Origin of the sequence: Mesotoga sp. B105.6.4, assembly GCF_002896535.1 — a bacterium.
GTDB lineage: Bacteria > Thermotogota > Thermotogae > Petrotogales > Kosmotogaceae > Mesotoga.
The window spans coordinates 1-11,906 of the sequence record NZ_JWIM01000019.1 but is presented as its reverse complement, the minus strand read 5'-3'; the positions used below and the strand labels follow the sequence as shown (position 1 = coordinate 11,906).

The 11,906-nt window shown below is 43.9% G+C and carries 9 protein-coding genes; 3 read left to right on the top strand and 6 right to left on the bottom strand.

All coding sequences use genetic code 11. The features are described 5' to 3' along the window. Positions 1–2,354: 2,354 nt before the first annotated feature. Positions 2,355–3,260, bottom strand: coding sequence for a nucleotidyl transferase AbiEii/AbiGii toxin family protein (locus RJ60_RS05770; protein ID WP_099830446.1), 906 nt, complete (start codon positions 3,258–3,260; stop codon positions 2,355–2,357). 4 nt (positions 3,261–3,264) lie between these two features. Further along, entirely contained in the window at positions 3,265–3,891 is a 627-nt protein-coding gene (locus tag RJ60_RS05765; RefSeq protein ID WP_099830445.1) for a type IV toxin-antitoxin system AbiEi family antitoxin domain-containing protein, read from the bottom strand. Between the two features lie 729 nt (positions 3,892–4,620). Here RJ60_RS05765 and RJ60_RS16500 point away from each other — a divergent pair. Together RJ60_RS16500 and RJ60_RS05755 are read left to right on the top strand one after the other, a co-directional pair. Continuing rightward, on the top strand, positions 4,621–4,779 hold the full coding sequence (locus RJ60_RS16500) for a hypothetical protein (protein WP_099830444.1): 159 nt from the start codon (positions 4,621–4,623) through the stop codon (positions 4,777–4,779). A gap of 133 nt (positions 4,780–4,912) precedes the next feature. Further along, entirely contained in the window at positions 4,913–5,104 is a 192-nt protein-coding gene (locus RJ60_RS05755) for a YegP family protein (RefSeq protein WP_099830443.1), read from the top strand. Positions 5,105–5,932: 828 nt separating this feature from the next. On the opposite strand, the gene RJ60_RS05745 is transcribed toward RJ60_RS05755, so the two are convergent. Further along, positions 5,933–7,084, bottom strand: coding sequence for an AAA family ATPase (locus RJ60_RS05745; protein ID WP_099830441.1), 1,152 nt, complete (start codon positions 7,082–7,084; stop codon positions 5,933–5,935). Between the two features lie 130 nt (positions 7,085–7,214). Beyond that, positions 7,215–7,502, bottom strand: a complete 288-nt coding sequence (locus RJ60_RS05740) for a nucleotidyl transferase AbiEii/AbiGii toxin family protein (RefSeq protein WP_219725866.1) — start codon at positions 7,500–7,502, stop codon at positions 7,215–7,217. A gap of 347 nt (positions 7,503–7,849) precedes the next feature. Here RJ60_RS05740 and RJ60_RS05730 point away from each other — a divergent pair, with 347 nt between their 5' ends. Continuing rightward, complete coding sequence (locus tag RJ60_RS05730; protein WP_258006194.1) at positions 7,850–8,158, top strand: type II toxin-antitoxin system Phd/YefM family antitoxin; 309 nt, start codon at positions 7,850–7,852, stop codon at positions 8,156–8,158. Positions 8,159–8,665: 507 nt separating this feature from the next. Here RJ60_RS05730 and RJ60_RS05725 read toward each other — a convergent pair. Together RJ60_RS05725 and RJ60_RS05720 are read right to left on the bottom strand one after the other, a co-directional pair. Next, the gene (locus RJ60_RS05725; protein WP_099830781.1) at positions 8,666–9,829 is read right to left on the bottom strand and encodes an ATP-binding protein; all 1,164 of its coding nucleotides are present in this window, start codon (positions 9,827–9,829) and stop codon (positions 8,666–8,668) included. Positions 9,830–11,101: 1,272 nt separating this feature from the next. Next, on the bottom strand, positions 11,102–11,906 hold an 805-nt coding region (locus RJ60_RS05720), incomplete at its 5' end, for an ATP-binding protein (RefSeq protein WP_103134222.1).

The following is an 11,906-nucleotide window of genomic DNA, read 5'->3' as shown; positions in this document are numbered from 1 at the left end:
TGAATCCTTTTCTCATTACGATTCCTGCCTCCTTTCTTGGTAACAAGAGTTACATACAGTAGGGCTCCTTTACTCGGGAGGAGTTACCCTCCGTCATAGCTAATACGAACCCATCCGCCACCCTCTGGTCTTTCGGTCAATTTCCCATTCCGGTTATATGACCTACCTCGTTCAAGGGATTTCTCCCAGGTACCAGTAGGGCTTCTCCAGTTGCGTAGAATGTCCTTGTGATCATGCCATCGCTACCACCCCGCCGGAAGATATTCGCGTTTCAGTCAGTCTTCGCTCATATCTGCTGTCTTCGCCCGGTGTGCAAGGACTCGACTTCCGGAACTGTAGTCTCGAGGCTACTCGTGCGTTCACTTTCGTTATGGCCTGACCACTCGCTCACCATACTTAATATGGCTTTGTCAATAGACTTCAGTGGTTCAGTTTCCTTCCCCACTGCTATCCAAGCTACGGGGCTCTGACTTCTTCCCCGGCGGGCCTTTTTCTCCCACTGAACATTCTTGCCTTAGCTGGACGTGCACACTCCCCGTCGGCAGGAGCATGCCGCCACCCCGCTCAAGCGGGGACTTAGATCAAGAAAGAAAGAGCGTGAAGAGGATAGAAGAGATGTTTGATGAGCAGCTGAATATTGAGAGATCAAGTCAGCGAGGAGGAAAAATAGGGACAGACTCCATTTTCTGAAGAGCGGTTCATCGTTCCGACGCTTCGCGTCCAAGTTCTTGGTTGGTTTAGGATCGAGGGCGTAGAGCGGGAGCAAGATCCATTACTTAAAGAACGGTGTCCCGTATAGAATTACTTCAGGCTGACACGGGTTCAAAAATAGGGACAGACTCCATTTTTAGGAACAAGAGCAGTTCTTCCTTCATAAGAGCGTGCAGAGAGCCGTCCTTCGACCTTCGTCCAGGAGCAAAAAATAGGGACAGACTCCATTTTCTGAAGAGCGGTTCATCGTTCCGGAGCTAGGAGCTTAGCAAAAAATAGGGACAGACTCCATTTTCTCAAGGGCGAATACAAAAATAGGGACAGACTCGTTTTTTCAGAGTCGTTGTTGGTGGTACGGGGGACCTAAAATAGGGACAGACTCGTTTTTTCAGAGCCGTTGTTGGTGGTTGGTAAGCGTTTATAAACAAATAAGAGCACAATCACAATAAAAATAGGGACAGACTCCATTTTTAGGAACAAGAGCGGTTCTTCCTTCATAACCTAATTTCCCGGACAAATTATACCTATGACTTTCAAGAAAATAGGACAGACTCCTTTATTTACATTTGCGTAATATAGTTCTTCGTTCAGGAGAGCAATGCAAAGAGAGATGAAGACAAAAGTGATACAAGAAGAGGTATCTCTTTGCCTTTTTCACCATAGGAAAATAGGGACAGACTCCATTTTTGAGAACAAGAGCAGTTCTTCGTTCATAAGAGCGTGCAGAGAGCCGTCCTTCGCCCTTCGTCCAGGAGCGTGGACCCGTCCTTGGAAGAGCGGGAGAAGAGCAGTTCTTCGTTCCGACGCTTCGCGTCCAGGTTCTTGGTTTCTCTCCTAGAACTGCGTCTAGGGTATGGCAAGGGTATGGCAAGAGCCGAAAGAGCGGGAAGAGGAAGAGAGAGAGAAAGAAAGAGAAAAATAGGGACAGACTCCATTTTTAGGAACAAGAGCGGTTCTTCCTTCATAACCTAATTTCCCGGACAAATTATACCTATGACTTTCAAGAAAATAGGACAGACTCCTTTATTTACATTTGCGTAATATAGTTCTTCATTCAGGAGAGCAGTGCAAAGAGAGATGAAGACAAAAGTGATTCAAGAAGAGGTATCTCTTTGCCTTTTTCACCACGAGGGGAATTGGACAAGTAAATGAGGAGTAGTAAAACAAGAAGAAGTGAAGTGGTGAGGATGAATCATCCAAGAGCGAACAGTTAGATGCTGTATTCTGTTGTGTCTAACCCATTGAACAAAAGCTCTGTTCAGATGGAAAGCCGTTCTTCAGCGATCAAAAGGTTGCCGAATTCGAAAATGTTTTAAGCGTTTCACTTAAAAGAAGGCCAAGGGGTAGACCGAAAAAAAGTGACGCTGTAGAAAATATGGTCGCATTTTCTACGGGAAAATGGTAGGGTCAAGAGATGCGCCTTGGGTTTAGGCAAGAGCTGCTTTGCAGCGGGGCGAATCCCTCGGGATTGACACGACAGACTAAGCCGGTGTCACGAACTCCTATGAAATTGTTTCGAACCACTTCGTGGTTGTTGATAAGCTAGCTAAGCTGAAAACCGAGTTGCACGCTAACGAGTGAGGAAGCCTTGAAAAACAGAGATAGTTCTCAAAGGTGTTCTTTCCTTTGTTATTTTTGTTGGTTTATAAGGTAGATGCCCAGCACCATGTGTTGAAATCCCAAATACTTTCCTCTTGGTTTTTCATTATAATTGGTCTGGTAAAAGAATCCAGCTTTTTAACCAATTCCTGGTATGAAATATCCGTAAGTTGTCCGTGTCTTGAAATGAAGGCTTTCCACCGTATTTCCATACCAGCATCGTCTTTGATCATTTCGGGAAAGAAAGTTTCTTCTGGAAGAGGAGTTCCTCGATTCATGAAGGTTGATTTTATTGAGTTGGAGAGGACATCGAGAGAAAAATTGGTTGTTTGAGCAAGGTAGTATATGTCATAGAAATCTTTCAACCTGCTATTTGCCGTGCTTCTTTTGACAGTTGTCTCAAGCTTTTCAGCTATAACTGTTTCTTTGGAATAAGCTATAACCTTAGGAGCTTCAAAATCAAGAAGTACGGGATATTCCATTTCAATCGGACTTGGAACAATGCTGTCTCCCACGGCAATATCCAAATGAAGTCGGGTCTTTACTTTAGTATTGGCAAGCTGAGCTACAAAAAAGACCCGAATTCCTGTATAATCTTGATCTTCTGTTATTTGCTCAACCTGAATGCTGTTTGCATCAAATAGCACCCCATCATTCGAGTCTGCGGAATTAAGTATTTCCTCAATAATTGGTTTTACCTTGTCTGCTTTTATTGGAAGCCCCTTTGCAAGAAAATCTAGGTCTTTTGTAGGCCTTGATCTATTTAGGGAATCGTAGGATATCAACAGCATTCCGCCTTTGAGTATCAATCTATTTCTGTATTTTGATTTTCCTAATCTGTAGAGAAAACGCTCATAAAAGTATTGTATGAGCAAGTACTCATTGGATCTTCCTGTCTTTCTTGAAATGTTCAACAGTTTCGTTCTAACCGAAGCCCCAATATTTTGCATACAATCACTCCATAGCGGATTTTATAATGGGTATAAGATAAGGTGTTATCACCGTTTTGATTCTAAGCATTGATGCGTATTCCATTAGCTTTGAGATATTTGAATCCTTGCGTTTTACATAATTTATTAATGATTCAACGGCAATGTCTTCTCCAAGTTCCTTCCTGAATCTGAAAGCATCGCAGATGGTTCTTTCGAGGTCATATATTCTTATAATCCCGGAATTCGTTTTTATTCTGGTAATACCGATTTTGTATGTGCTTTTGTCAAAGTAATAGAGTTTAACGGGGGGATATTCAAACTTGAGATGACTTACGTTATTAGGTACACCAATGGTAATTTTAGGAGAGATGTATGTAGTCAGGTTATAAAACTGGAGTGCTGAAGCTAGACATATAACGGTATATTTACTTGCTTTAGTAATTGCCACAAGATCAGTTTCAAGACCATTGTATGCATCTGCCAGCATATATAGACCATGTTTTATCCTGATAATCCATCCATTTTCTAGAGCCGTCTTTATTTCTCTTGGATGTATTCCCGCTTTTAGAAACTGCGATGTTTGCTGGAAATAATTATTATATTTGAAGCAGGACTTTATTTTTTTCTCAATATCGGTTTTATTGCTCATTAAAAAGGCCTCCACCGATTATGTGGATAGAACACTATGTAATTATAAATATTTGCCTAGTGTTCTATCCAGATTATTCTACCATAATGGCAGCTTAAGAAACACGACACGAACCGCTTTGCGGTTGCCATGGAAAAACGCATGGAAAAACGGGGACAGACTCCATTTTTAGAACAAGAGCGGTTCCTCGTTCCGACGCTTCGCGTCCAAGTTCTTGGTTGGTTTAGGATCGAGGGCGTAGAGCGGGAGCAAGATCCATTACTTGAAGAACGATGTCCCGTATAGAATTACTTCGGGCTGACACGGGATAATCGGATGGGGCATTAGAATCTCATTTCTTTGTCAACAACCAAGAAAAGAAAATGGGGACAGACTCCATTTTTGAGAACAAGAGCAGTTCTTCCTTCATAAGAGCGTGCAGAGAGCCGTCCTTCGAATGGAAAAATAGGGACCTTATCATATTAATAAGGAAAAGTCTACTACTCAAGTGACATTCAAGTTGTCAACCACATCCTTAGTGGCAGCTAAGGATGGATGAGCATCCTGGGAGTATTCAGGAGTTTTGTTTTATGTTGATAAAGTAGTAAAATGAAAGCATTGTTAATTGTTGTATTTTCTATCTTCTCTAGGGAACTTGCTTCGTAGAAGAACTGTCATTGCGGTTAGAGTTGAAGCACTCAATTCTTGGAAGCTCGCTTGATGACTTATGCATAAGTTCACTGGAAGGAGGTGAAAAGATTGCCAACAACTGGCCAGAAAGTCGAAGTCTCTGGTATCTACAAATGCACAAACTGTGGTAATGAAGTCACTTGTGTAAAGGGCGAAAGGTTTCCTCCATGCAGCAAGTGCCACAAGACTAATTTCACTCTAGTCCGAAGAACAAAGTAGCTGGACAGTGATTTCGAACCCTAATTTGAGCACTAATTCTACAGAAAGACTTATTGTTATTTGAACGTTGTTATTGCAAACAAAAGCTATCAGGTGTCTTGACTTGACCTGACCAAGGAGGTAGAAAATAGCAATGAAAGAACCGCGGTTTGAAATCTTTAAGGACAAGAATAATGAATATCGATTCAGACTCCTAGCACCTAACGGAGAAATTATTGCCATAGGCGAAGGTTATTCAACCAAGAGCAATTGTAAAGACGGTATCAATAATGTGAAAGAATACGCACCAGTTGCTCAGATCAAAGACTTGACTGAAGCAACTTGACCACGGATATTAGGTACCCGTTATCTGCTTTTAGTTAATGCTTTATGATGAAGACGGGGACATCAACAAAGTTGACGTCCCCGGTGTCATCTAATAGTAAAAATAGGGACATACTCCCTTTTTGAGAACAAGAGCAGTTCTTCCTTCATAAGAGCGTGCAGAGAGCCGTCCTTCGACCTTCGTCCAAGAGCGTGGACCCGTCTTTGGGAAGAGCGGGAGAAGAGCAGTTCTTCGTTCCGACGCTTCGCGTCCAAGTTCTTGGTTGGTTTAGGATCGAGGCCATAAGAGCGGGAGCAAGATCCATTACTTAAAGAACGGTGTCCCGTATAGAATTACTTCGGGCTGATACGGGATAATCGGATGGGGCATTAGAATCTCATTTCTTTGTCAACAACCAAATGTTCTTGTGGGCCTTCGATTCCTTGTTTGTGGAGAAGACGTATTTTCTGGGAGTTCTTGCTGTCGTTTACCTTGCCAGATGAAACCCAGAAAAACTTCCGGTTCTCAGTGATGACTCTTATCTGATTATCCATGATCCATCGCTTCATCCATTGCGCCTTTTTGATCACCTCATCGACCTCGGATTCATTTGCCGGATGAATCTCTATGAATGCTGTTTTCAGAACAGCATCACTCTCGATGAAAACAGCATAATCCCATCTATTCTCAGTCGGATAATCCTCTTTGAGGCATCTATCTATATCAACGCTCTTTGCATTGGTTCTCGTTTCTTGAGACTTACTCTGTCAGGTTTCCAATTGCTTGAAGTCCGTTCTTTATACAGGGGCCAAGAGATGAATTCATTATGGGCTGTATTTGATCTATTTTCTACCTCCAGAGCTTTGCTACGATTTCGTTTGTCTTGGAAGTGAATTCTACGAGGCCACCCCATTCCGACACTGACTTCTTATCGCTCCCGGGATCGAGTGAAGAAATATCTTCAGTCACCACGCCAGCCTCGGTCGGTTTGAAGTAGTTGACAACGAGCTTCTTGTTTTCGAAATCCTTTATTAGTTTGTTCGTATTTGTCGTTGTTTTTAGTTCGAAAAGGTCGAGGAGAAGCTTCCTCTTTTTGTCTGCAGTTGCTTCAGGATGAGATACAATCTCATTTATTGCCCAAACGAGTTCTATTATTCCCGAAGAATGGGTTGAGAGCAGGACTCTATAATTCCTGCTCAACAGTTCGACTATAGTAAGAAAGACATCCCTAATTGCAAGCGGGTGAAGGCCTGCTTCTGGCTCTTCAACTATGACCCAGTTCACGCCTTGCTTTTTAGAGACTTTTGCCGAAGGCAGCAGCCAGAACAACCCAAGTAGTAAGGGCGCAAATTCTCTTTGGCCTGCAGACCAGGTCATGATAGGCATTGATACTCCCGCAACCTCCAGCATGATTCTTTTCCTGAGGCCTATATCTAGTTTCAGCTTGCCTTCTCTCATTATGGATTTCTGCAGCGCGTCCCTTATCTCTTTCTTGAAGTATCCGTCTCTCGGAAAGATAGGGATGCCGCCGCTCCCAAGGCCGGAATCCATTATGCGCCTGATCTTCTCACTGAAGTCCTTAACAACGAAAGGGTACGTAGGATCGAAAGAGGTGAAAGGAAGTGGCCACCCGGCAGAGATAATCAGAACTCGTTGAGCGGGTATATAGAATACTTTGGCCTCACTGTCTTCTCCGCCTGATCTCTTCACGTGAGTTTCGATCTGAAACTTTCTTCCGTTAAGTCCAATGTAGCTCTGAGAATTCCATATCGCCTGCATCCCTTCGCCAAAATAGACTGGCAAGAAACTCTCGAGCTCATTCTTCCAATCAAAGCCAAACTTCTTCAATTCTCTGACTATGTCGGCGTGATCAACGCAGAACTTGAACAACTGAAGAAAGATGCTTTTACCCGTTGCTTGTGGCCCGACGAGAACGGTCAGATCACCGGCCGAAATGTCTGCTTTTTTTATCGGCCCGATATTCTCAAGAACGACTCTCACGGAGAACCCTCCCTTCTTCCTGCGCTGCTTAGGCTATACAAGAACAATTATATCAATTTCCGCATGAATTCCTGAATCTTCAACCAAACCACACTAAGTAAGGCCTTTCTATAAATAGGGACTTCATTATTCACATTTCTATCGCACAAACCTCGTTCAGCATGTTTGATATACTTTCTACATTCATTTTTAGCCCTTTAATGGTCCCGTCCATATCCATGGTCGCCCTTGTATCAAGGCCTACTATTGATGCGATAAGAAATCCACCTTTCAAGATGAAGTTCGATTGGTAGCGTGATGATGAAATTCTTTCCAGCAAACGCTCCAGCATATAGTTCTGAAGGACAATTTGAGCAGATATATTCTTGCTTTTTGCCACGTTCTTAATCATCGCTTTCAGCTGCATCGAGTTCTTCAAAGCAATACCTCCAAATAGGCGCTAAGCTTCTTTTCTACCCTCATGAGCTTTGCATACTTTGAAATCATGGGAATATCTCTACTGGGCAGTTGTGTATATCTCTTGAACGCTTCGCTTATGATCTGTAGAAAAATAGGGACAGACTCCATTTTCTCATGTAGAAAAATAGGGACTATGATCTGTAGAAAAATAGGGACAGACTCCATTTTCTCAAGATCGGTTCCTCGTTCCGACGCATTGCGTCCAGGTTCTTGGTTCTTAGGCCGCGGAGCGGAACTGGCATTTACGATTGTGTAGGTAATTATGTAGGTCTTATTGTACAATATACTTGTACAGGAGGTGGTTTTATGAAGTACATAGCGACTCGAGACCTGAGAAGCAATCCCTCAGCGGTCTGGAAAACACTTGATGAGGGATCGGAGGTTATCGTTACGGTTAACGGGAAGCCTAAAGCAATAATGATAAGGGCAGACGAGGATCTCGAATTTCTCATAAAGGCTATTGCACGAGCAAAAGCTGAACTCGCGGTCGAAAGAATGCGACTCCAGTCTTTGAAGAACAAAGGAAAAAACGGGACAGACTCCATTTTTAGGAACAAGAGCAGGTCTTCCTTCATAATGTTAAAAAGGGGACAGACTCCATTTTTTGATACATAGGTGTTAAAAAGGGGACAGACTCCATTTTTTGATACAAAAAACGGCGGGAAAAAACGGGACAGACTCCATTTTTTCAGAATCGGTTCTTACCAGCGATCAGCGGGTCCTGGACGGAAAAAACGGGACAGACTCTATTTTTAGGAACAAGAGCGGTTCCTCGTTCCGACGCTTCGCGTCCAGGTTCTTGGTTCTTAAACCGCGGAGCGGAACTGGCGCGACGAGAAGAGCAGAGGTTAGAGGCGACAGGCTAGAGGTTGGAAGAGCGCAAAGATCTTGATCTTCTTACCTCTATCCTCATCACCCTTACCTCTGATCCACCCCGCCGCGACTGGTGCTCGCGATCGACAAAAATAGGGACTCCATTTTTTCAAGAGCGGTCTTTGGGAAGAGAGAGAAGAGAGGGCGGACGCGAAAAAGCGACAGACATCAAGAGCCTGTCAGTCCCTGTTTCACTCACAGCGATCAGCAGGTTCTAGAGAGAGCCGGCAGGGTAACTACGAGCTATTGTCAATATTGAAATCCAAGTGTCCACATTGGAATCGAGTTTGAATGGGGCAGATCCGTATCGTCTCTTATCACGAACTCGGCTTTCTTTGGTTTCTTGCTCCTTCCTCCCACTTCAATAATCTTGCCATCTACAGAGAAATCTCCGTTTCGCTCATCCGCACAGGCAAAGATTCTTTTACCCGAATCTTCGAAGGATTGTGCCACATAGGCTTCTCTTCTTGTTCCGGTATTTCCTGTACCAATTGAGTAGAAAGCAGGGTCGCCAAAGAATATTTTCTCACCCTTGGAGAAAGTTCGATTATCATTCTCTCTATATACTATTCTGATTATTCCTGTTGCGTTCATTACAGTAAGAAGTTCATAGAGCTTTCTCTTCCCTATACCCCAATCTCTACACATCCTCTCAATGTTCAGTGTTGGAACTTTCGATATCGCCAAAAAGCCTACAACGGCATTCATTAGCCTGAAGTGAATATCCGAGATTTGCGGCACGAAGAACGGAACATCTCCATGAAGTGTCTTTTCAATAATGTGTTCTATTTGCTCTCGAAAGTCCCACTCCATATAAGACGGCCTGAATCCTCGCTCAAGATACTCCTCAAAAGCAGAGAGTACGTTTGTACAGTTTATTATCTCTTTAACTGAAGAAGGCTCAAGAGAGAATGGCTCCAGTTGTGGCAGCGAAATTCCATCCCTAAGAAATATGTATTCCCTCAAAGACATTAGAGGGATTTGAATCCTGGAGAATCTTCTAGATAGATCTGCGATCCCCTGTCTCAATACTAGGCTGCTGCTATCGCTAGCTATTACCAGTTTTCCCGGATAGGAATCGTAGAGGGCCTTAAGATGGATGCTCCAATCTTTTGCGTAGTGAGCCTCATCCACAACTATCCCCTCATAACCCCTTACAAAAGCTGTCTTTGCTATGCTCCATAGGTCACTAGTAGAAACGAGAGGGTTGTCAGCCGAGACGTAGAGTACTTTTCTCTCCCTAAATCTGTGCAGAAGAAAAGTGGTTTTTCCAACTCCTCTTGGGCCAAAAACAAGTACTGCCCTGTTCTTCATCTCTATTTTGTCGAAGTAAGGCCTAAGTCTCGATGGGAGCTCCATTTCCTTTCTCTTTTGTATCTCTTCGAGTGACTGAACTAACTCGTCCGCATTCAAACAATCATCTCCTGCCGTTTCACTATGAAACTATATTAGCATATATTCGTTCCACAACAACACGGACACAACAATTTCGGAGAGAGACAGAAGCTGTCCGGCGTCTTTTGAAAGGGAGCGAGAATAAACGTCCCGCGTACTTCGTCCAAGGGCATGTACTTCAAAAATAGGGACAGACTCGTTTTTTCAGAGCCGTTGTTGGTGGTACGTTGTTGGTGATTGGAGAAAACAACGTTGTCTGTCAACGGTCTGCCGTCCACGAGATGGAGCAGTTGCAAGTTGTCAGTTCCAAGTTGTAAGCCCTAAAGTAAAGGAACGTTAAATGCCGTCATTCCGAAACTAGAGTCGCCCTCTGAGAAAAGCGGTTCTTCGTTCCGACGCTACGCGTCCAGGTTCTTGGTTCTTCGTCTAGGATTCCGTCATTCTGAGATGATCCTGCTCAGAATCCCGATCTTCACGTGAACACAACGGCTCCTTTGCCCGCGAAGTAGAACTGGCTTTGTAAAATCGGTTTGGCATTCTTGTAGTTTTTCTCGCCACAGCTTGCAGTGACTGGCTTTAACTGCAAAAAATAGGGACAGACTCCATTTTTCAGAATCGGTTCTTACCAGCGATCAGCGGGTCCTCGTTCTTAAGCGTGCAGCGGCTCTTCAGGGCGAGATCCCGTGCAGGTGCATCACGGGATGACCCTAGTGGAAAAAAGGTGACAGAAAAAGAAAAAATAGGGACTCCATTTTATCAAGAGCAGAAGAGCGGTTCCGGCGCGCTGCGCCCAAGTTTTTCGTTCCGACGCTTCGCGTCCAGGTTCTTGGTTCTTAGGCCGCGGAGCGGAACTGGCGCGACGAGAAGGGAGAGCAGAGGTTAGAGGCGACAGGCTAGAGGTTGGAAGAGCGCAAAGATCTTGATCTTCTTACCTCTATCCTCATCCCTCTTACCTCTGATCCACCCCGCCGCGACTGGTGCTTGCAGCGACAAAAATAGGGACTCCCGAACAAAAATAGGGACAACAAAAATAGGGACAGACTCGTTTTTTCAGAGCCGTTGTTGGTGGTGCGTTGTCGGTGGTTGGAAAGTGCTTATAAACAAATAAGAGCACAATCACGACTAGTCAAAAATAGGGACTCCATTTTATCAAGAGCGATCCTTGGGAAGAGAGAGAAGAGAGGGCGGACGCGAAAAATGGGACAGACATCAAGAGCCTGTCAGTCCCTGTTTCACTCACAGCGATCAGCAGGTTCTAGAGAGAGCCGGCAGGGTAACTACGAGCTATTGTCAGTATTGAAAGCCGAGTGTCCACATTGGAATCGAGTTTGAATGGGGCAGATCCGTGTCGTCTCTTATCACGAACTCGGCTTTCTTTGGTTTCTTGCTCCTTCCTCCCACTTCAATAATCTTCCCATCTACAGAGAAATCTCCGTTTTGCTCATCCACACAGGCAAAGATTCTTTTACCCGAATCTTCGAAGGATTGTGCCACATAGGCTTCTCTTCTTGTTCCGGTATTTCCTGTACCAATTGAGTAGAAAGCAGGGTCACCAAAGAATATTTTCTCACCCTTGGAGAAGGTTCGATTATCATTTTCTCTATATACTATTCTGATTATTCCTGTTGCGTTCATTACAGTAAGAAGTTCATAGAGCTTTCTCTTCCCTATACCCCAATCTCTACACATCCTCTCAATGTTCAGTGTTGGAACTTTCGATATCGCCAAAAAGCCTACAACGGCATTCATTAGCCTGAAGTGAATATCTGAGATTTGGGGAACGAAGAACGGAACATCTCCATGAAGTGTCTTTTCAATAATGTGTTCTATTTGCTCTCGAAAGTCCCACTCCATATAAGACGGCCTGAATCCTCGCTCAAGATACTCCTCAAAAGCAGAGAGTACGTTTGTACAGTTTATTATCTCTTTAACTGAAGAAGGCTCAAGAGAGAATGGCTCTAATTGTGGCAGCGAAATTCCGTCTCTAAGAAATATGTATTCCCTCAAAGACATTAGAGGGATTTGAATCCTGGAGAATCTTCTAGATAGATCTGCGATCCCCTGTCTCAATATTAGGCTGCTGCTATCGCTAGCT